Annotated in this window: 20 protein-coding genes and 1 pseudogene; 14 read left to right on the forward strand and 7 right to left on the reverse strand. The window is 60.1% G+C overall.

Annotated features, from left to right (window positions below; genetic code table 11):
- Positions 1–51: 51 nt before the first annotated feature.
- Entirely contained in the window at positions 52–1,545 is a 1,494-nt protein-coding gene (locus tag NTD87_RS07775) for an aldehyde dehydrogenase (protein WP_262113063.1), read from the reverse strand.
- A 236-nt stretch (positions 1,546–1,781) separates the two neighbouring features.
- On the opposite strand from NTD87_RS07775, the gene NTD87_RS07780 reads away from it, so the two are divergent.
- Positions 1,782–2,144 (forward strand): cupin domain-containing protein, encoded by a 363-nt coding sequence (locus tag NTD87_RS07780; protein ID WP_262113064.1) that lies wholly within the window; start codon positions 1,782–1,784, stop codon positions 2,142–2,144.
- 73 nt (positions 2,145–2,217) lie between these two features.
- Here NTD87_RS07780 and rpmG read toward each other — a convergent pair whose 3' ends face one another.
- Both rpmG and rpmB read right to left on the reverse strand, forming a co-directional pair.
- A complete protein-coding gene (rpmG, locus tag NTD87_RS07785; RefSeq protein ID WP_095057645.1) occupies positions 2,218–2,373 on the reverse strand; it encodes a 50S ribosomal protein L33 in 156 nt (51 codons plus the stop codon).
- Between the two features lie 11 nt (positions 2,374–2,384).
- The gene (gene rpmB, locus NTD87_RS07790) at positions 2,385–2,618 is read right to left on the reverse strand and encodes a 50S ribosomal protein L28 (RefSeq protein WP_007894701.1); all 234 of its coding nucleotides are present in this window, start codon (positions 2,616–2,618) and stop codon (positions 2,385–2,387) included.
- Between the two features lie 490 nt (positions 2,619–3,108).
- On the opposite strand from rpmB, the gene NTD87_RS07795 reads away from it, so the two are divergent.
- On the forward strand, positions 3,109–4,695 hold the full coding sequence (locus tag NTD87_RS07795) for an ABC transporter substrate-binding protein (RefSeq protein ID WP_262113065.1): 1,587 nt from the start codon (positions 3,109–3,111) through the stop codon (positions 4,693–4,695).
- 134 nt (positions 4,696–4,829) lie between these two features.
- On the opposite strand, the gene radC is transcribed toward NTD87_RS07795, so the two are convergent.
- Positions 4,830–5,504 carry a RadC family protein gene (radC, locus tag NTD87_RS07800; protein WP_262113066.1) on the reverse strand — a complete coding sequence of 225 codons (675 nt, stop codon included), beginning with the start codon at positions 5,502–5,504 and terminating at the stop codon, positions 4,830–4,832.
- A gap of 135 nt (positions 5,505–5,639) precedes the next feature.
- Here radC and coaBC point away from each other — a divergent pair, with 135 nt between their 5' ends.
- From coaBC to argB, 4 genes and pseudogenes are all read left to right on the forward strand, one after another.
- The gene (gene coaBC / locus NTD87_RS07805; protein WP_262113067.1) at positions 5,640–6,848 is read left to right on the forward strand and encodes a bifunctional phosphopantothenoylcysteine decarboxylase/phosphopantothenate--cysteine ligase CoaBC; all 1,209 of its coding nucleotides are present in this window, start codon (positions 5,640–5,642) and stop codon (positions 6,846–6,848) included.
- 5 nt (positions 6,849–6,853) lie between these two features.
- Positions 6,854–7,309 carry a dUTP diphosphatase gene (gene dut, locus NTD87_RS07810; protein ID WP_262113068.1) on the forward strand — a complete coding sequence of 152 codons (456 nt, stop codon included), beginning with the start codon at positions 6,854–6,856 and terminating at the stop codon, positions 7,307–7,309.
- A gap of 139 nt (positions 7,310–7,448) precedes the next feature.
- Positions 7,449–8,852: pseudogene (locus tag NTD87_RS07815) on the forward strand (phosphomannomutase/phosphoglucomutase); the annotation flags it as partial.
- 39 nt (positions 8,853–8,891) lie between these two features.
- Entirely contained in the window at positions 8,892–9,797 is a 906-nt protein-coding gene (gene argB / locus NTD87_RS07820) for an acetylglutamate kinase (RefSeq protein ID WP_145014146.1), read from the forward strand.
- A 205-nt stretch (positions 9,798–10,002) separates the two neighbouring features.
- On the opposite strand, the gene pyrE is transcribed toward argB, so the two are convergent.
- On the reverse strand, positions 10,003–10,647 hold the full coding sequence (gene pyrE, locus NTD87_RS07825; RefSeq protein WP_262113069.1) for an orotate phosphoribosyltransferase: 645 nt from the start codon (positions 10,645–10,647) through the stop codon (positions 10,003–10,005).
- A gap of 82 nt (positions 10,648–10,729) precedes the next feature.
- Here pyrE and NTD87_RS07830 point away from each other — a divergent pair, with 82 nt between their 5' ends.
- On the forward strand, positions 10,730–11,509 hold the full coding sequence (locus tag NTD87_RS07830; RefSeq protein ID WP_003176915.1) for an exodeoxyribonuclease III: 780 nt from the start codon (positions 10,730–10,732) through the stop codon (positions 11,507–11,509).
- Between the two features lie 175 nt (positions 11,510–11,684).
- On the opposite strand, the gene NTD87_RS07835 is transcribed toward NTD87_RS07830, so the two are convergent.
- Positions 11,685–12,053: a DUF4870 domain-containing protein gene (locus NTD87_RS07835; RefSeq protein WP_262113070.1), complete on the reverse strand. Its 369-nt coding sequence runs from the start codon at positions 12,051–12,053 to the stop codon at positions 11,685–11,687.
- 43 nt (positions 12,054–12,096) lie between these two features.
- Positions 12,097–12,819 (reverse strand): ribonuclease PH, encoded by a 723-nt coding sequence (gene rph / locus NTD87_RS07840; protein WP_123426170.1) that lies wholly within the window; start codon positions 12,817–12,819, stop codon positions 12,097–12,099.
- A gap of 270 nt (positions 12,820–13,089) precedes the next feature.
- Here rph and NTD87_RS07845 point away from each other — a divergent pair, with 270 nt between their 5' ends.
- The 7 genes from NTD87_RS07845 to NTD87_RS07875 all read left to right on the forward strand — a co-directional run bounded on the left by NTD87_RS07845 (position 13,090) and on the right by NTD87_RS07875 (position 19,202).
- On the forward strand, positions 13,090–13,953 hold the full coding sequence (locus NTD87_RS07845; protein ID WP_262113071.1) for a YicC/YloC family endoribonuclease: 864 nt from the start codon (positions 13,090–13,092) through the stop codon (positions 13,951–13,953).
- Between the two features lie 12 nt (positions 13,954–13,965).
- Complete coding sequence (gene gmk, locus NTD87_RS07850) at positions 13,966–14,586, forward strand: guanylate kinase (protein ID WP_123426168.1); 621 nt, start codon at positions 13,966–13,968, stop codon at positions 14,584–14,586.
- Positions 14,587–14,753: 167 nt separating this feature from the next.
- On the forward strand, positions 14,754–15,017 hold the full coding sequence (gene rpoZ, locus NTD87_RS07855) for a DNA-directed RNA polymerase subunit omega (RefSeq protein ID WP_003177259.1): 264 nt from the start codon (positions 14,754–14,756) through the stop codon (positions 15,015–15,017).
- A 57-nt stretch (positions 15,018–15,074) separates the two neighbouring features.
- A complete protein-coding gene (gene spoT, locus NTD87_RS07860; RefSeq protein WP_262113073.1) occupies positions 15,075–17,180 on the forward strand; it encodes a bifunctional GTP diphosphokinase/guanosine-3',5'-bis pyrophosphate 3'-pyrophosphohydrolase in 2,106 nt (701 codons plus the stop codon).
- A 34-nt stretch (positions 17,181–17,214) separates the two neighbouring features.
- A complete protein-coding gene (locus NTD87_RS07865) occupies positions 17,215–17,595 on the forward strand; it encodes a RidA family protein (protein ID WP_262113075.1) in 381 nt (126 codons plus the stop codon).
- Positions 17,596–17,650: 55 nt separating this feature from the next.
- Positions 17,651–18,391, forward strand: coding sequence for a hypothetical protein (locus NTD87_RS07870; RefSeq protein WP_262113076.1), 741 nt, complete (start codon positions 17,651–17,653; stop codon positions 18,389–18,391).
- Positions 18,392–18,467: 76 nt separating this feature from the next.
- On the forward strand, positions 18,468–19,202 hold the full coding sequence (locus tag NTD87_RS07875) for a hypothetical protein (RefSeq protein ID WP_262113077.1): 735 nt from the start codon (positions 18,468–18,470) through the stop codon (positions 19,200–19,202).
- Positions 19,203–19,249 lie beyond the last annotated feature (47 nt).

The following is a 19,249-nucleotide window of genomic DNA, read 5'->3' on the forward strand; positions in this document are numbered from 1 at the left end:
GGGATCTGCGTCGTTCAGGAGCCTGACTTACCATCAGGCTCCTTCACGGACTTACAGCTTGATCCAGGTCGCCTTCAGCTCGGTGTACTTGTCGAACGCGTGCAGCGACTTGTCGCGGCCGTTGCCCGACTGTTTGAACCCACCGAACGGCGCGGTCATGTCGCCGCCATCGTACTGGTTGACCCACACGCTGCCGGCACGCAGGGCCTTGGCGGTCAGATGCCCCTTGGAGATATCCGACGTCCAGACTGCAGCGGCCAGTCCATACGGCGTGTCGTTGGCGATCTGGATCGCTTCCTCGACGCTGTCGAAAGCAATGACCGACAACACCGGGCCAAAGATCTCTTCCTGGGCGATCTTCATTGCGTTGCTCACGCCATCGAAAATCGTCGGCTCAACGTAGGTGCCACCGGTTTCCTGGAGGATGCGCTTGCCGCCCGCTACCAGTTTGGCGCCGTCGGTGTGACCGGATTCGATGTAGGACAGCACGGTGTTCATCTGCTGCGTGTCGACCAGCGCGCCGACGTTGGTGGCCGGGTCCAGCGGGTTGCCCGGCTTCCAGGCTTTCAGGGCCTCGATCACCAGCGGCAGGAATTTGTCCTTGATCGAGCGCTCGACTAGCAGGCGCGAACCGGCGGTGCAGACTTCACCCTGGTTGAACGCGATGGCACTGGCCGCCGATTCGGCCGCTGCTTGCAGGTCCGGCGCATCGGCAAACACGATGTTCGGGCTCTTGCCGCCGGCTTCGAGCCAGACGCGCTTCATGTTCGACTCGCCGGAATAAATCATCAGTTGCTTGGCGATCTTGGTGGAACCGGTGAACACCAGCGTGTCGACGTCCATGTGCAAGGCCAGCGCCTTGCCAACGGTGTGGCCATAGCCTGGCAGCACGTTCAGCACGCCTTTCGGGATACCGGCTTCAACGGCCAGCGCTGCAAGGCGGATGGCGGTCAGCGGGGATTTTTCGGACGGCTTGAGGATCACCGAGTTACCGGTGGACAGCGCCGGGCCGAGTTTCCAGCAGGCCATCATCAGCGGGAAGTTCCACGGCACGATGGCGCTAACCACACCGACCGGCTCACGAGTCACCAGACCCAGTTGGTCGTGCGGGGTAGCCGCCACTTCGTCGTAGATCTTGTCGATGGCTTCACCGCTCCAGCTCAGCGCTTGCGCCGCGCCTGGAACGTCGATGTACAGGGAATCGCTGATCGGCTTGCCCATGTCCAGGGTTTCAAGCAGCGCCAGCTCTTCGGCGTGCTGCTTGAGCAGGCCGGCGAATCGAATCATGGTGGCTTTGCGTTTGGCCGGAGCCAGACGCGACCAGACGCCCGAATTGAACGTGGCGCGGGCGCTGTCGACGGCATGCTGAGCGTCGGCGGCATCACAGCTGGCAATCTTGCCCAGCAGACGGCCATCGACCGGGCTGATGCAGTCGAAGGTCTCGCCGGAAACTGCGGCGGTGTATTCGCCATTGATGTAGGCACGGCCTTCGATTTTCAGATCGCGGGCGCGTTGTTCCCAGTCGGCACGAGTCAGGGTGGTCATTCGAGAGTCCTCCTCTTATTGAATACGAGCGCCACGCGATCTACGCAGGCACTTCAGCAATTGCGCCCCGCCAGCCTTCAAATCGGCCCAAGGCATCTGCCACCCTAAACCAGCGACCCCTCATGTTTCAATATATTTGACATAAGGCCGGTAAACGGCCTTGCGATGTTCATTTTAATAAACATAGACTTTGGGCTGACCAACCACTGGCGCCGCAATCACGGGGGATTACAAGAATGAGCATCCAAGACATCGTCGACTTCAGCCAGGCCACTACACCGGCCGAACGCTACCGCCCGGACGCTGTAAAAGTCCTCAAGGGCGACCCTGAGCAAGCCGTCTACAACCACTACAACAGCCCTTGCGGCCAGCTGAATGCCGGTGTGTGGGAAGGTGCAGTCGGGCACTGGACGGTGAACTTCACCGAACACGAATACTGCGAAATCGTGCAGGGGGTTTCGGTGCTGCGTGACAGCGACGGCAACGCCAAGACCCTGCGCTCGGGCGATCGCTTCGTCATCCCGGCCGGCTTCAAAGGCACCTGGGAAGTGCTGGAGCCGTGCCGCAAGATCTACGTGGCGTTTGAACAGAAGGCCTGAGGCTTTTCCGAGCCACAACGAAAAAGGCCCGTATCTTGCGATACGGGCCTTTTTCTCAAGAGGGAAAAATCAATTACTTGATTTTGCCTTCTTTGTAGATCACGTGCTTGCGAACAACCGGATCAAATTTCTTGATCTCGAGTTTGTCCGGAGTAGTACGCTTGTTCTTGTCGGTAGTGTAGAAGTGACCAGTACCGGCGCTCGAAATCAAACGAATCAATTCACGCATGATTAGCTCCCTTAGATCTTGCCAGCTTTGCGGATTTCGGCCAGCACGACAGTGATGCCACGCTTGTCGATGATACGCATGCCTTTGGCAGATACGCGCAGACGCACGAAACGTTTCTCTTCTTCAACCCAGAAGCGGTGATGCTGCAGGTTCGGCAGGAAACGACGACGGGTTTTGTTGTTTGCGTGGGAAATGTTATTCCCAGTCACCGGACCCTTACCGGTAACTTGACATACTCTCGACATGCCTCAGCCCTCTAAAACCACATGCCCAACCCGGCATGGGTTGGCCGCTTAATCTCTCAGTCATTTGGCGCCAGGCGCCGCGTTTCTTTAAGGGTCTTACCGGCTACACCTACAGTGAAGGAACCGGGCCCCTAGAAAAGAGCGCTGCTTTATACCAGAAAGACCCAGTAGCAACAACTATCGGTGTGAACAGACTTTTCAAAATCCCCGGTTTTACGGCGCCGGATGCCTAGAACAAAGGCTATCAATGGCCGCGACCGCTCGTCGCAGAGTATCGATTTGCGCGTCAGCACAGACGATTTACCCGAGCCAATTTACCCTGATTAGCCCTGCACAAGGCACCCTACAGGGTAAATTTTGCTTAAAAAACACCCGAAACGCACGCCACAAAGTGAAAAAGGGGATAGTCATTTGCAAAAGAGCCCACTAGGGTAAGCCTTTTCCAGACTGCACTCGCAGATGGGCCTTCGATCTGCACAGGAATTCACACATGCGCCTCGCTGCCCTACCGCTATTGCTCGCCCCACTCTTACTGAGCCCGTTGGCCCAGGCTGCCGCTTTAAGCGTCTGCACCGAGGCCAGCCCGGAAGGGTTCGATGTCGTTCAATACAACTCGCTGACCACCACCAACGCCTCGGCCGACGTGCTGATGAACCGTCTGGTGGACTTCGATACCGCCAGCGGCAAAGTGGTCGCCAGCCTGGCCGACAGCTGGGAAGTGTCGACCGACGGCCTGACCTACGTCTTCAAATTGCACCCGCAGGTGAAATTCCACCACACCGAATATTTCAGCCCCACTCGCGACCTGACCGCCGAAGACGTGAAGTTCAGCTTCGACCGCATGCTCGACCCGGCCAACCCATGGCATAAAATCGCCCAAAGCGGTTTCCCGCACGCTCAATCGATGCAGTTGCCCGCACTGATCAAGAAGATCGACGCACTCGACCCACTGACCGTGCGCTTCACCCTGGACCACCCAGACTCGACTTTCCTTGCCACCCTGAGCATGGGTTTCGCGTCGATCTATTCCGCTGAATACGCCGACCAGTTGATGAAAGCCGGCACACCCCAGAAGCTCAACAGCCAGCCGATCGGCAGCGGTCCGTTCATCTTCGAGCGCTTCCAGAAAGATGCGTCGATTCGCTACAAGGCCAACCGCGACTACTTTGCCGGCAAACCGGCGGTGGACAGCCTGGCGTTCGCGATCACCCCGGACGCCAACGTGCGCTTGCAGAAACTGCGGCGCAACGAGTGCCAGATCGCCCTGTCGCCCAAACCACTGGACGTACAGGCTGCCGCCCAGGAACCGGCCCTCAGGATCGAGAGCACACCAGCGTTCATGACCGCTTTCGTGGCCATCAACAGTCAGCACCCGCCGCTGGACAGACCCGAAGTGCGCCAGGCGATCAACCTCGCCTTCGATAAGGCCAGCTACCTCAAAGCGGTCTTCGAAGACACCGCGCAAGCCGCCAACGGCCCGTACCCGCCCACCACCTGGAGCTACGCCAAGGACCTGCCGGGCTATCCAAAAGACATCGCCAAGGCGCGTGCGCTACTGGCCAAGGTCGGGCTCAAGGAAGGGTTTAAAACCACCATCTGGACCCGCCCTTCCGGCAGCCTGCTCAATCCGAACCCAAGCCTTGGCGCCCAGCTGCTGCAGGCTGACCTGGCTGAAGTCGGGATCCAGGCGGAAATCCGCGTGATCGAATGGGGCGAGCTGATACGCCGCGCCAAGGCCGGCGAACACGATCTGCTGTTCATGGGCTGGGCCGGCGACAACGGCGACCCGGATAACTTCCTCACGCCGCAGTTTTCCTGCGCGGCGGTCAAGTCCGGGACCAACTTCGCCCGCTACTGCGACCAGGGCCTGGACAAGGTCATCAGCGCCGGCAAGACCACCACCGAGCAAGGTGTGCGCAGCAAGCTCTACGAACAGGCCCAGACACAGATCCAGCAACAGGCGCTGTGGCTGCCACTGGCGCACCCGACCGCCTACGCGCTGACGCGCAAGGAAGTTCAGGGCTATCAGGTCAGCCCGTTTGGCCGTCAGGATTTTTCGAAGGTCAGCCTCCAGTAATAGCGTCGCCGCAAAATCTGTGGGAGCGGGCTTGCTCGCGAAGAGGCCGTGTCAGTCGGCATAAATGTTGGCTGACAGACCGCTTTCGCGAGCAAGCCCGCTCCCACAGGGTTTTTATATTCGTCGCGCCTCCCTTACATCCATCCGTATTCGGCCATCGACAGCGGATCGCCATCGCCGACAATGAAATGGTCGAGTACCCGCACATCGACCAGGTCCAGCGCCTCTTGCAGGCGCTTGGTCAGCGCCCGATCCGCCTGACTGGGTTCGGTACTCCCTGACGGATGGTTGTGGCACAGGATCAGCGCTGCGGCGTTGTGCGCCAATGCACGCTTGACCACCTGACGCGGATAGACACTGGTGCTGTCGATCGAACCGCGAAACAGTATCTCGAACGCCAGCACCCGGTGCCGGGAGTCCAGAAACAGGCAGCCGAACACCTCATGCGGCTCATGGCGCAACATTGCCTTCAGGTAATTGCGCACCTCGATCGGACTCTTGAGCACCGAGTCGCGACGCAGGCGTTCCGCCAAATGCCGTCGTGCCATCTCCAGCACCGCCTGCAATTGGGCGAACTTCGCCGGCCCCAGCCCAAGCTGGCTGCCGAACGTCTGCTGGTCTGCCTCCAGCAACGTGCGCAGGCTGCCGAATTGATGCAACAGGTGTCGCGCCAGATCTACCGCGCTTTTACCGCTCACCCCGGTTCGCAAAAATATGGCCAGTAATTCGGCATCAGAAAGACTGGCCGAACCCTGCTCCAGAAGCTTCTCCCGCGGCCGCTCCGCCGCCGGCCAATCGCGAATGCTCATAGCACCTCCATGTGTGTGGGCGCCGCTGTTCCGTAGCGGTCGCTGTGATATCGTAGTTCATCTTTTTTGCAGGCGAATTCATCCCTGGGGAGGGGGTTTCGCCATGCAGTCATCAACGAAATGAAAGGCAGGCCTATGCAGCGGCTGTATCGGAAACGCATCGTTCTGGGCGTCGGCGGCGGTATCGCTGCCTACAAGAGCGCCGAGCTGGTTCGCCGACTGATCGACCAGGGCGCCGAAGTGCGCGTGGTCATGACCCGTGGCGGCAGCGAGTTCATCACCCCGCTGACCATGCAGGCCCTCTCCGGGCACCCGGTCCACCTGGACCTGCTGGACCCGGCGGCCGAAGCCGCGATGGGCCACATCGAGCTGGCCAAATGGGCCGACCTGGTACTGATCGCCCCGGCCACCGCCGACCTGATCGCGCGCCTGGCCCAAGGCATCGCCAACGACCTGCTGACCACCCTGGTGCTGGCCACCGACGCCACCGTTGCGCTGGCCCCGGCAATGAACCAGGCCATGTGGCGCGACCCGGCGACCCAGGCCAATACACAACTGCTCGAAAGCCGTGGCTTCCGGGTCTTCGGCCCGGCGTCTGGCAGCCAGGCCTGCGGCGACGTCGGCATGGGCCGCATGCTGGAAGCCGATGACCTGGCGCAGTGCGCCGCCGATTGCTTCCAGCGCCAGGCGCTGACCGGCAAACACGTGCTGATCACCGCCGGCCCGACCCAGGAAAACATCGACCCGGTGCGCTACATCACCAACCACAGCTCCGGGAAAATGGGTTTTGCCCTGGCCGAAGCCGCGGTTGAAGCCGGCGCCCGAGTGACCTTGATCACCGGCCCCGTGCACCTGCCGACCCCGGATCGCGTCACCCGGATCGACGTGGTCAGCGCCCGTGACATGCTCGCCGCCTGCGAAGCCGCAATCCCTTGCGACCTGTTCATCGCTTCCGCTGCGGTCGCGGACTATCGCCCGGAAGTCGTCGCCCCACAAAAACTCAAGAAAGACCCTACGAACGGCGACGGCTTGTTGCTGCAAATGGTCCGTAACCCAGACATTCTGGCGACCATTGCCACGCGCCCCGACCGTCCGTTCAGTGTCGGTTTCGCTGCCGAAACCGAACACCTGCTCGACTACGCTGCCCGCAAACTGAAAGACAAAAACCTCGACCTGATCGTCGCCAACGACGTGGCCAACCCGAGCATTGGCTTCAACAGCGAGGAAAACGCTTGCAGCGTGATTGACCGAGCCTTGCACGCAACGCTCTTTGCCCAGACCAGCAAGGGCAAAATCGCCCGCCAGCTGATCACTTTTATCGCCGAACGTCTGAACCAGGTTTAACTCGCATGCATGCTTTACAAGCCAAGATCCTCGACCCACGCATTGGCCGCGAATTCCCGCTGCCGCAGTACGCCACGCCAGGCTCCGCCGGCCTCGACCTGCTGGCGATGCTGGAACAGAACACCGTCATCAAGCCGGGTGAAACCCTGCTGATCCCCACCGGTCTGTCGGTGTACATCGGCGATCCAGGCCTTGCCGCGCTGATCCTGCCGCGCTCGGGCCTGGGCCATAAACACGGCATCGTGCTGGGCAACCTGGTTGGCCTGATCGACTCCGATTACCAGGGCCCGCTGATGGTTTCGTGCTGGAACCGCGGCCAGACTGATTACACCATGACCGTCGGCGAGCGTTTGGCGCAACTGGTGCTGGTGCCGGTGGTTCAGGCGCACTTCGAACTGGTCGAAGCGTTCGACGAAACCCAGCGTGGCACCGGTGGTTTCGGTCATTCGGGCAGCCACTGATTGCACCCGTTCAGGCCGGGCGCCCTGCCCGGCCCGAGCACTACGAACTCTCTGCCAAAATCGCCGTCATATCCTTCAGTTTGAGCCCGCCGCCGACCCGTTCGCCGGCCCGCCCAGCAACTTTTGAGTTGGAGCAGCCCCAGTGATGAGCAACGCAGCCCGAGTCGCCCCCACGTTCCCCGACAGCATCTTTCGCGCCTACGACATTCGTGGCGTCGTCCCGGACACCCTGACCGCTGAAACCGCTTATTGGATCGGCCGCGCCATTGGCTCCGAAACGCTGGCCAAGGACGAGCCGAACATCTCCGTTGGTCGTGACGGTCGTCTGTCTGGCCCGGAGTTGGTCGAGCAGTTGATTCAGGGCCTGCACGACAGCGGTTGCCACGTCAGCGACGTCGGCCTGGTACCGACTCCGGCGCTCTATTACGCGGCCAACGTGCTGGCCGGCAAGTCTGGCGTGATGCTCACCGGCAGCCACAACCCGTCGAACTACAACGGCTTCAAAATCGTCATTGCCGGCGACACCTTGGCCAACGAACAGATTCAGGCCCTGCATGAACGCCTCAAGACCAATAATCTGAGCCACGGCAAGGGCAGCATCACCCAGGTTGAAATCCTCGACCGTTACACCACCAAAATAGTCCAGGACATCAAACTCGCCCGCCGCCTGAAAGTAGTGGTCGATTGCGGTAACGGCGCCGCTGGCGTTATCGCACCTCAACTGATCGAAGCACTGAACTGCGAAGTGATCCCGCTGTTCTGCGAGGTCGACGGCAACTTCCCGAATCACCACCCGGACCCGGGCAAGCCTGAAAACCTGGTGGACCTGATTGCCAAGGTCAAGGCAACCAACGCCGATCTGGGCCTGGCCTTCGACGGCGACGGTGACCGCGTGGGCGTGGTGACCAACACCGGCAGCATCGTCTTCCCGGACCGCCTGCTGATGCTGTTTGCCAAAGACGTGCTGGCGCGCAACCCGGACGCGGAAATCATCTTCGACGTCAAATGCACCCGGCGCCTGACTCCGCTGATCAAGGGGTACGGCGGTCGCCCGCTGATGTGGAAAACCGGTCATTCGTTGATCAAAAAGAAGATGAAGCAAACCGGCGCCCTGCTCGCCGGTGAAATGAGCGGGCACATTTTCTTCAAGGAGCGCTGGTTCGGTTTCGACGACGGCATTTACAGCGCCGCACGGCTGCTGGAGATCCTCAGCAAGGAAAAATCCAGCGCGCAGGAGCTGTTTGCGACCTTCCCGAACGATATTTCTACGCCAGAAATCAATATCCATGTGACCGAAGAGAGCAAATTCAGCATCATTGATGCACTGCACGATGCCCGCTGGGGCATCGGTGCCGAACTGACCACCATCGACGGTGTGCGAGTCGATTACGCCAAAGGCTGGGGCCTGGTGCGCGCGTCCAACACCACGCCGGTGCTGGTCCTGCGTTTCGAGGCCGATAACGACGCCGAACTGCAGCGCATCAAGGACGTGTTCCACACCCAACTGAAACGTGTTGCACCTGACCTCCAACTACCGTTTTGATTTATTGAAGCGCCTTTTTCTGAAGTGCCGGAGCCCTGAATGACCCTCGAACGCGAAGCCGCCGCCAACACCGCCAAGGTCCTGTCCGAAGCGCTGCCTTACATTCGCCGCTATGTCGGCAAGACGCTGGTGATCAAATACGGCGGCAACGCGATGGAAAGCGAGGAGCTGAAAACCGGCTTCGCCCGCGACATCGTGCTGATGAAAGCCGTCGGCATTAACCCGGTGGTGGTTCACGGTGGCGGCCCGCAAATCGGCGACCTGCTCAAGCGCCTGTCGATCGAGAGTCATTTCATCGATGGCATGCGTGTCACTGACGCGCAGACCATGGACGTGGTGGAAATGGTCCTCGGCGGCCAGGTGAACAAGGACATCGTCAACCTGATCAACCGCCACGGCGGCAGCGCTATCGGCCTGACCGGGAAAGACGCCGAGCTGATTCGTGCGAAAAAACTCACCGTGACCCGCCAGACGCCAGAGATGACCCAACCGGAAATCATCGACATCGGCCAGGTCGGCGAAGTGGTCGGTATCAACACTGATCTGCTGAACCTGCTGGTCAAAGGCGATTTCATCCCAGTGATCGCGCCTATCGGCGTCGGCGCCAACGGCGAGTCGTACAACATCAACGCGGACCTGGTGGCCGGCAAAGTGGCCGAAGCCCTGAAAGCCGAAAAGCTGATGCTGCTGACCAACATCGCCGGCCTGATGGACAAATCGGGCAAGGTCCTCACCGGCCTGAGCACCCAGCAGGTCGACGAACTGATCGCCGACGGCACCATCTACGGCGGCATGTTGCCCAAGATCCGTTGCGCGCTGGAAGCGGTGCAAGGCGGCGTGGGTAGCTCGCTGATCATCGATGGCCGGGTGCCGAATGCCATCTTGCTGGAAATCTTCACCGACACCGGTGTGGGCACGCTGATCAGCAATCGCAAGCGTCCTTAAGCAGCACACACAAAAAGACCCCGCTCAGCCAGGCTGAGCGGGGTCTTTTTTTGCCAGCGATCCCTGTGGAAATTCACCTATCTGTGGCGAGGGAGCTTGCTCCCGCTTGAGTGCGCAGCACTCACAAAATCCTTGGGTCTGCTACGCAGCCCAGCGGGAGCAAGCTCCCTCGCCACAAAAGCCCGCTCCCACAAAGGGATTGGCGTCAGACGCCGAACTGGGCGCGGTAGGCTTCTACCGCTGGCAAATGCTGCTTGAGCTGTGGATCGTCCGCCAGGAACTGCAGCACCTGGGTCAGCGACACGATGCTGACCACCGGGATACCGAAATCGCGCTCCACTTCCTGGATCGCCGACAACTCACCGTTGCCGCGCTCCTGACGGTTCAGCGCGATCAGCACGCCGGCCGCCTTGGCGCCGTCCTGTGAAGCGATGATCTGCATCACTTCACGGATCGCGGTGCCGGCGGTGATCACGTCGTCGATGATCAGCACTTCACCAGTCAATGGCGCGCCGACCAGGCTGCCGCCTTCGCCGTGAGCCTTGGCTTCCTTGCGATTGAAGCACCATGGCAGATCGCGGTTATGGTGCTCAGCCAGGGCCACCGCAGTGGTCGCCGCCAAAGGAATGCCTTTGTACGCAGGGCCGAACAGTACGTCGAAGGGAATGCCGCTCTCGACGATGGCTGCCGCGTAGAAACGACCCAGCTGCGCCAGTGCAGAACCTGAGTTGAAAAGGCCGGCATTGAAGAAGTAAGGACTGGTACGCCCGGACTTCAGGGTGAACTCACCGAAGCGCAAAACGCCACGATCGATGGCAAAACGAATGAAGTCGCGTTGATACGCTTGCATGAAAAAAACCCCAAATACCACGGATTTAGCTAATTAGGTAGACGCCGTGTATCATACACGCACGCGATTTTTGGGGCCATTTATGCGGATCATCAGTGTGAACGTCAATGGTATTCAGGCTGCAGTCGAGCGTGGTTTGCTCAGTTGGCTGCAAGCACAGAATGCCGACGTCATCTGCCTGCAGGACACCCGCGCCTCCGCCTTTGAACTGGACGATCCAGCCTTCCAACTGGATGGCTACTTCCTTTATGCCTGCGATGCCGAAGTCCCCGCCCAAGGTGGCGTGGCTTTGTACTCGCGGTTGCAACCGAAGGCTGTCATCAGCGGTCTCGGCTTTGAGACGGCCGACCGCTACGGGCGCTACCTGCAAGCCGATTTCGACAAGGTCAGCATCGCGACCTTGCTGCTCCCTTCGGGGCAGAATGGCGATGAAGACTTGAACCAGAAGTTCAAGCTAATGGACGATTTCGCCCGTTATCTGGATAAACAGCGGCGCAAACGTCGCGAGTACATTTATTGTGGCTCGCTGTACGTGGCGCAACAGAAGCTGGATATCAAGAACTGGCGCGACAGCCAGCAATCCCCGGGCTTCCTGGCGCCAGAGCGTGCCTGGATGGACGAGATTGTCGGCAACATGGGCTATGTCGATGCCCTGCGCGAAGTCAGCCGCGAAGGCGATCAGTACAGCTGGTGGCCAGACAACGAACAGGCCGAGATGCTCAACCTGGGCTGGCGTTTCGACTACCAGTTGCTGACCCCGGGCCTGCGCCGCTTTGTACGCAGCGCTCGCTTGCCACGTCAGCCGCGGTTCTCGCAACACGCGCCGTTGATCGTGGACTACGACTGGACGCTGACGATCTAAGCGTCTTTTCGCAGCCGCAAAAAAGCCGACAGTGATGTCGGCTTTTTTGTGCGCGCTGATTATTCAAGGTGGGAGCGAGCCTGCTCGCGATGACGGTAGACCAGACACCGACGCGGTGACTGTCAGACCGCTATCGCGAGCAGGCTCGCTCCCACAAAGGAATCCTCACCGATTATTATTTGATCAACCGCCAGGTGAACGGGTAGCGATACAGCTGCCCTTCATTGGCTTTTACCCCGGCGATGATTGTCAGCACCAGCGCACCGATGGCCAGCAGGCCAAACAGGAAGAAACCGATCACCACCACCATCAGCAACAGGCAGATCGCCGAAGCGATGGCCACGCTGATCTGAAAGTTCAGCGCTTCCTTGCCCTGGTCATCGATGAACGGGTCCATCTCGCGCTTCAATTGCCAGAGAATCAGCGGGCCGATCAACGAACCGAACGGCACCCAGATCCCCAGCAAGGCCGAGAGATGGCAGAACATGGCCCACTGACGAACCTCTCGACTCGGCGCAGGCAGCGGTAGTTGCTCATCACTCATGACGCTCTCCTTGCTGGACATCGGAACCCGGACATCGGAGCAATCAGTCAGCCAACGCCGCTTTTTGCAGATCGAAAATTTCGTTCATGCCTTTTTTCGCCAGCTCCAGCATCGCGTTCAGCTCTTCAGGCTGGAACGGCGCGCCTTCAGCAGTGCCCTGCACTTCGATGAAACCACCGGTGCTGGTCATCACCACGTTCAGGTCAGTCTCGGCAGCCGAGTCTTCCAGGTAGTCCAGATCAAGCACTGGCTCGCCCTGGTACATGCCCACGGACACGGCAGCGATCATCTGCTTGAGCGGGTCACCGCCTTTCAGGCCGCCACGCTTCTTGATTACTTTCAAGGCGTCGACCAGCGCAACCATGGCGCCAGTGATCGAGGCAGTCCGCGTTCCGCCATCGGCCTGAATCACGTCGCAGTCGACGTACAGGGTGATGTCGCCCAGCTTGGACATATCCAGCGCAGCGCGCAGGGAACGACCGATCAGACGCTGGATCTCCAGCGTGCGGCCGCCTTGCTTGCCACGGCTCGCTTCACGCTGGTTACGCTCGCCAGTGGCGCGCGGCAGCATGCCGTATTCGGCGGTCAACCAACCCTGCCCCTGCCCCTTGAGGAAGCGCGGCACACCGTTTTCGACGCTGACGGTGCAAATCACCTTGGTATCACCGAACTCGACCAGTACAGATCCCTCGGCGTGTTTGGTGTAGTTGCGGGTGATGCGGATCGAGCGGAGCTGATCGGCAGCGCGACCACTTGGACGTTTCATAGAGGAACACCTGTACGGAGGACGGAAATCTGCCGAGCATTATAGGGCGGCCAGGCGCGCCTGGGCACTTCTAAAAAACCCGGGCGACGAGCGAGGGCTCTGAACAGCGCTCTGCGACGACCTGCAGCGCTTTGTCACACGCGCCATTTGGGAGCATCCGCTGCACTGCGCTACAATCCTGCGCCTTTGCAGCCTGTGGGCTTTAATTCATTCAATCAGGTCCGTTGAACCCGCAGGGTTTGGCGTTGGCCTGAATCGCGAGGTACCTCCATGGTGCACAGCATGACCGCCTTCGCCCGCGTCGAAAAAGCCGGCAGCCAGGGCACCCTGAGCTGGGAGCTGCGCTCGGTCAACAGCCGCTACCTGGAACCGCACTTGCGCCTGCCAGAGTCCTTTCGCGACCTCGAAGGCAACGTGCGCGAAGCGTTGCGTCAGGGCCTGTCGCGCGGCAAGCTCGAATGCACCCTGCGCTTCACCGAAGAAACCACCGGCAAACCGTTGCAAGTCGACCGTGAACGCGCCGCGCAACTGGTCGCCGCCGCCGAAACCGTCGCCAGCCTGATCAAGCATCCCTCAGCCCTCAACCCGCTGGAAGTGCTGGCCTGGCCCGGCGTGCTGGTCGCCGACGCGAGTGACCCGCAAGCGCTCAACGCCGAGGCGCTGGCACTGTTCAATGACGGCCTCAAAGAACTCAAGGCTGGCCGCGAGCGCGAAGGCGCGGAGCTGGCCCGGCTGATCAATGAGCGCCTGACTTCAATTGAAGAAGACGTGGTGACCCTGCGTGAACTGGTCCCGCAGATGCTCGCTACCCAGCGCCAGAAAGTGCTCGACCGCTTTGCCGACATGAAGGCCGAGCTCGACCCGCAGCGCCTGGAACAGGAAATGGTCATGCTCGCGCAAAAGAGCGACGTCGCCGAAGAACTGGACCGCCTGAGCACCCACATCATTGAAGTTCGCCGCGTGCTCAAGTCCGGCGGCGCTGCCGGTCGGCGCCTCGACTTCCTGATGCAGGAGCTCAACCGCGAAGCCAACACACTGGGCTCCAAAGCCTTCGACCCGCGCAGCACCCAGGCGGCGGTCAACCTCAAAGTGTTGATCGAGCAAATGCGCGAACAAGTGCAGAACATTGAGTAAGGCTACCCCGACATGACCCACAGCACTGGCACCCTGTACATCATTTCTGCCCCTTCGGGCGCGGGCAAGAGCAGCCTGGTCAAGGCCCTGACCGACGCTGATCAAAAGATCCGCGTCTCGGTCTCCCACACCACCCGTGCCATGCGCCCCGGCGAAGTGAACGGCGTGAACTATCACTTCGTCGAACGCAGCGAGTTCGTGAAGATGATCGAGCACGGGGATTTCCTCGAGCGCGCCGAAGTGTTCGGCAATCTCTACGGCACCTCGCAAAGCCACCTGCAGCAGACCCTGGACGAAGGCCACGACCTGATTCTGGAAATCGACTGGCAGGGTGCCGAGCAAGTGCGTCAACTGATGCCCAAGGCCCGCTCGATCTTCATTCTGCCGCCGTCCCTGCAGGCCTTGCACCAGCGCCTGACCAATCGCGGCCAGGACAGCGACGAGATCATTGAAGGCCGTATGCGTGAAGCCGTCAGCGAGATGAGCCATTACGTCGACTACGACTACCTGATCATCAACGACGATTTCGCCCATGCGCTGCACGATTTGAAGGCGATTTTCCGTGCCAATCAGCTGCACCAGAAGCGCCAGCAGCAGCTTCACGGAAAACTTTTGGCCGAGTTGCTCGGCTAAACAGCTCTTCCCAAAACCGCTGCAAGGGCTTTACATTGGCACTTGTAGCGCGTTGAAGGGCTTGGTTAAAAAATCAGCGCTTCCCTAATCGCTGGTGATTTTTTAAACTGTTGAGTCCGCTCGCCCAACCGGGCAGCGCGCATATTGCATTCGCTCCGAGGAATACCATGGCCCGCGTAACCGTTGAAGACTGCCTAGAACACGTGGAAAACCGCTTTGAGCTGGTCATGCTCTCTACCAAGCGTGCCCGTCAACTGGCCACCGGTGGCAAAGAGCCGTTGGTCCAGTGGGAAAACGACAAGCCTACCGTTGTAGCCCTGCGTGAAATCGCTGAAGGCCTGATGAGCTACGAGTTCATCGCCAATGCTGAAATCGTCGAAGACGAACCGCTGTTCGCAGCGTTCGAGGACGAGTCCAACGAGGCCGTCTAAGTCCATGCCTGGTCGACGTAGCACGGCGCGGGGTCACAGCCATCGGCAGGAGTCATCATGCCGAGCATAGACGCCCTCGCCGATCGCTTATCGACCTACCTCGGCACTGACCAGGTCAACCTGGTCCGCCGAGCGTACTTCTACGCCGAACAAGCCCACGACGGCCAACGCCGCCGCAGCGGCGAGGCGTACGTCACGCACCCGCTGGCGGTCGCGAACATTCTTGCCGACATGCACATGGACCATCAGAGCCTGATGGCCGCGATGCTGCATGACGTGATCGAAGACACCGGTATTGCCAAGGAAGCGCTGCAAGCGCAGTTCGGCGAAACCGTGGCCGAACTGGTCGACGGGGTCAGCAAACTGACCCAGATGAACTTCGAGACCAAAGCCGAAGCCCAGGCTGAAAACTTCCAGAAAATGGCCATGGCCATGGCGCGGGACATTCGCGTGATCCTGGTCAAGCTGGCCGACCGCCTGCACAACATGCGCACGCTGGAAGTCCTGTCCGGTGAAAAGCGTCGGCGCATCGCCAAGGAAACCCTGGAAATCTATGCGCCCATCGCCAACCGGCTGGGCATGCACGCGATCCGCGTAGAATTCGAAGACCTGGGCTTCAAGGCCATGCACCCGATGCGTTCTGCGCGGATCTACCAGGCGGTCAAACGCGCCCGGGGCAACCGCAAGGAAATCGTCAACAAGATCGAAGAGTCCCTCAGCCACTGCCTGGCCATCGACGGCATCCAGGGCGAGGTCAGCGGTCGCCAGAAACACCTCTACGGCATCTACACGAAAATGCGCGGCAAACGTCGGGCCTTCAACGAGATCATGGACGTCTACGCGTTCCGGATCATCGTCGACAAGGTTGATACCTGCTACCGCGTGCTGGGTGCTGTGCATAATTTGTACAAACCGCTGCCGGGTCGCTTCAAGGATTACATCGCGATTCCCAAGGCCAACGGCTACCAGTCGCTGCACACCACGCTCTTCGGCATGCACGGCGTACCGATCGAAATCCAGATCCGCACCCGTGAAATGGAAGAGATGGCCAACAACGGCATCGCCGCCCATTGGCTGTACAAATCCAGCGGCGACGAGCAGCCAAAAGGCACTCACGCCCGCGCCCGCCAGTGGGTCAAAGGCGTACTGGAAATGCAGCAACGCGCCGGCAACTCGCTGGAATTCATTGAAAGCGTGAAGATCGACCTGTTCCCGGACGAGGTCTACGTGTTCACGCCGAAAGGCCGGATCATGGAGCTGCCAAAAGGCTCCACGGCGGTCGATTTCGCTTACGCGGTGCACACCGACGTCGGCAACAGTTGCATCGCCTGCCGGATCAATCGTCGCCTGGCGCCGCTGTCCGAACCGCTGCAAAGCGGCTCGACGGTCGAGATCGTCAGCGCCCCAGGCGCACGGCCGAACCCGGCGTGGCTCAACTTCGTGGTCACCGGCAAGGCCCGTACGCACATTCGTCACGCGCTGAAACTGCAGCGCCGCTCCGAGTCCATCAGCCTGGGCGAACGCCTGCTGAACAAAGTACTCAACGGTTTCAACAGCTCGCTGGAAAAAGTCCCGGCCGAGCGTATCAAGGCGATGCTCAACGAATACCGCCTCGAACTGATCGAAGACCTGCTCGAAGACATCGGCCTGGGCAATCGCATGGCCTACGTCGTCGCACGCCGCCTGCTCGGCGAAGGCGAACAGCTGCCGAGCCCGGAAGGTCCGCTGGCGATTCGCGGGACCGAAGGTCTGGTGCTCAGCTACGCCAAGTGCTGCACACCGATCCCGGGCGACCCGATTGTCGGCCACCTGTCTGCCGGCAAAGGCATGGTCGTGCACTTGGACAACTGCCGCAACATCAGCGAAATCCGCCATAACCCGGAAAAATGCATCCAGCTCTCGTGGGCCAAGGATGTCACCGGCGAATTCAATGTCGAACTGCGCGTCGAGTTGGAACACCAGCGCGGCCTGATTGCCCTGCTGGCCAGCAGCGTCAACGCTGCCGACGGCAACATCGAAAAAATCAGCATGGACGAACGCGACGGTCGTATCAGCGTGGTCCAACTGGTGGTCAGCGTGCACGACCGTGTACACCTGGCCCGCGTGATCAAGAAACTGCGCGCCTTGACCGGGGTGATTCGCATCACCCGCATGCGTGCATAGCTCGCCCTAGCCCAGCCATTACAAGGAGTCATTCATGATCAAGACTGTAATCACCAGCGACAAGGCCCCGGCCGCCATCGGTACTTACTCCCAGGCGATCAAGGCTGGCAACACCGTCTACATGTCCGGTCAAATTCCACTCGATCCAAAAACCATGGAACTGGTCGAAGGCTTCGAAGCCCAGACCGTCCAGGTGTTCGAGAACCTCAAGGCCGTGGCTGAAGCCGCTGGCGGTTCGTTCAAGGACATCGTCAAACTGAACATCTTCCTCACCGACCTGAGCCACTTCGCCAAGGTCAACGAGATCATGGGCAAGTACTTCGATCAGCCGTACCCGGCTCGCGCCGCCATCGGCGTGGCTGCCCTGCCAAAGGGTTCGCAGGTTGAAATGGATGCCATTCTGGTCATCGCGTAATACGCACGGCGCGGCCTCCCAGGCTGCGCCGACTTCGTTCTGTAAGGATCTCCTCATGCGCAAAGCGCTAGCTCTTTCGTTGCTCGCGGTGTTGCTCGGCGGCTGTGCCAGCAACCCTGCCGACCGCGACATCAGTGGCACCTGGATCAACCAGGCGGCAATCAATGCTGCGTCCAAGGGCGGCCCGTTGCGTGAAGCACTGCAAGCCTATGGCCCGAACCTGGAGTGGGACGTCAACACCAAGGCCGGCCAGGCGCGTTACAGCAATGGCTTCGAGAAAATCGAAGGCAAGGTACTGGGCGAGCAGTCCGGCGCCTGGAACGTCGAAATTTATGGCAGCCCTGCCACCGTATTGAAGCGCGACGGCAAACAATTGCAGCAAGTGGCCAACGACAACGAGCCAGGGCAACTGTTTGACCGCGCCCAAGACGCCGCTCCTGAAGGCGCACCACTGGGCGCCAGCTTCGAGCGGGCGCTGTACTCAGCCTACCTGGGCGGCAGCTGGAAGATTGTCAACGGTCCAGGCGAAGGCAGCACCGTTCAGTTCCAGGCCGATGGCGCCGTTCAGGGCCTGCCCGGCGCTGACCGTTACGCGCTGTGCCTGGCGGGCGACTGCGCCTCGATGAGCGGCGGCCACGATACCGTCTGGCTGCAACAGAGCGGCCAGGGTAACCCGTGGATCTTTACCCGCGACGGTAAACAGATGGAGATCTTCCAGGCAGTCAACGGATCCCAGGCGGACGAAGTGCCTTCGTTCTCCCCCGGCAATCGCCAATGGACACTGGAAAAACAGTGATACAGAACAAAGGAGCCCAAGGGCTCCTTTTTCTTTAGCCTGCGCCATGCTTTCTTTCCCCTCCCAAGGATTGTTCATGCGCAAACTACTTATCCTGAGCCTATTGCTGCTGGGCGGCTGCACCCATACGCCGAAAGAAACGGACATCAGCGGTATCTGGATCAATCAGCCCGCCATCAACGCCGCCGCCCAAGGCCAATCCTTACGTAAAACCTTCGCCACCTATGGCAGGTACCTGGAATGGAACATCGACACTCGCACCGGCCAAGCGCAAGTGAGCAGTGGTTATGAAATGGGCGAAGGCCAACTGCTGCGAAAAGCACCCAGCGCCTGGACAGTCGACTACAACGGCTACGCCACCGACGAACTGCGATTCGATGGCAAACATCTGACCCTGCTAGCCAGAGAACATACCCTCCAGCAGGTATTCAGCCGTGCGACTCAAACGGTCAAAACCGGTACAAAGTGGGGCAATACCTTCAGGTATGCCCTGAACTCAGCTTATATGGGTGGCCAGTGGAAAATCATCGATGGCCCAGGAGCAGGCAATATCGTGATTTTCATGGCAGAGGGCCGCGTTACAGGGCTGGCCAACGCCGCACGATACGAGTTATGCCTGGACGGTGATTGCGCTACCCAGGGTGCAGGTAATGACACTCTTTTTCTGACCAACGGCGAGCTGGGAGACACCTGGATCTTCGTGCGTAATGGCAAGCAACTGGAAATCCTGAATGCTATCAATCACTCACGCCCGGATGAAATCCCTCAGCTCACCCCCGGTACGCGTCAATGGCTGCTGGAAAAGCAGTGATACAGAACAAAGGAGCCGGCGGGCTCCTTTGTCTTTAAACGCAAAAA

Source organism: Pseudomonas sp. 6D_7.1_Bac1, from assembly GCF_025465945.1.
Taxonomy (GTDB): Bacteria; Pseudomonadota; Gammaproteobacteria; order Pseudomonadales; family Pseudomonadaceae; genus Aquipseudomonas.

Excerpts from the sequence above, each read along its gene's own strand:
- NTD87_RS07870 (WP_262113076.1), top strand. The coding sequence starts at position 17,651 with ATGCGCAAAGCGCTAGCTCTTTCGTTGCTCGCGGTGTTGCTCGGCGGC.
- spoT (WP_262113073.1), top strand. The coding sequence starts at position 15,075 with ATGCCGAGCATAGACGCCCTCGCCGATCGCTTATCGACCTACCTCGGC.
- argB (WP_145014146.1), top strand. The coding sequence starts at position 8,892 with ATGACCCTCGAACGCGAAGCCGCCGCCAACACCGCCAAGGTCCTGTCC.
- dut (WP_262113068.1), top strand. The coding sequence starts at position 6,854 with ATGCATGCTTTACAAGCCAAGATCCTCGACCCACGCATTGGCCGCGAA.
- NTD87_RS07875 (WP_262113077.1), top strand. The coding sequence starts at position 18,468 with ATGCGCAAACTACTTATCCTGAGCCTATTGCTGCTGGGCGGCTGCACC.
- rpmB (WP_007894701.1), bottom strand. The coding sequence starts at position 2,618 with ATGTCGAGAGTATGTCAAGTTACCGGTAAGGGTCCGGTGACTGGGAAT.
- rpmG (WP_095057645.1), bottom strand. The coding sequence starts at position 2,373 with ATGCGTGAATTGATTCGTTTGATTTCGAGCGCCGGTACTGGTCACTTC.
- NTD87_RS07830 (WP_003176915.1), top strand. The coding sequence starts at position 10,730 with ATGCGGATCATCAGTGTGAACGTCAATGGTATTCAGGCTGCAGTCGAG.
- NTD87_RS07775 (WP_262113063.1), bottom strand. The coding sequence starts at position 1,545 with ATGACCACCCTGACTCGTGCCGACTGGGAACAACGCGCCCGCGATCTG.
- gmk (WP_123426168.1), top strand. The coding sequence starts at position 13,966 with ATGACCCACAGCACTGGCACCCTGTACATCATTTCTGCCCCTTCGGGC.
- NTD87_RS07835 (WP_262113070.1), bottom strand. The coding sequence starts at position 12,053 with ATGAGTGATGAGCAACTACCGCTGCCTGCGCCGAGTCGAGAGGTTCGT.
- NTD87_RS07865 (WP_262113075.1), top strand. The coding sequence starts at position 17,215 with ATGATCAAGACTGTAATCACCAGCGACAAGGCCCCGGCCGCCATCGGT.
- pyrE (WP_262113069.1), bottom strand. The coding sequence starts at position 10,647 with ATGCAAGCGTATCAACGCGACTTCATTCGTTTTGCCATCGATCGTGGC.
- NTD87_RS07845 (WP_262113071.1), top strand. The coding sequence starts at position 13,090 with ATGGTGCACAGCATGACCGCCTTCGCCCGCGTCGAAAAAGCCGGCAGC.
- NTD87_RS07780 (WP_262113064.1), top strand. The coding sequence starts at position 1,782 with ATGAGCATCCAAGACATCGTCGACTTCAGCCAGGCCACTACACCGGCC.
- NTD87_RS07795 (WP_262113065.1), top strand. The coding sequence starts at position 3,109 with ATGCGCCTCGCTGCCCTACCGCTATTGCTCGCCCCACTCTTACTGAGC.
- rpoZ (WP_003177259.1), top strand. The coding sequence starts at position 14,754 with ATGGCCCGCGTAACCGTTGAAGACTGCCTAGAACACGTGGAAAACCGC.
- rph (WP_123426170.1), bottom strand. The coding sequence starts at position 12,819 with ATGAAACGTCCAAGTGGTCGCGCTGCCGATCAGCTCCGCTCGATCCGC.
- radC (WP_262113066.1), bottom strand. The coding sequence starts at position 5,504 with ATGAGCATTCGCGATTGGCCGGCGGCGGAGCGGCCGCGGGAGAAGCTT.
- coaBC (WP_262113067.1), top strand. The coding sequence starts at position 5,640 with ATGCAGCGGCTGTATCGGAAACGCATCGTTCTGGGCGTCGGCGGCGGT.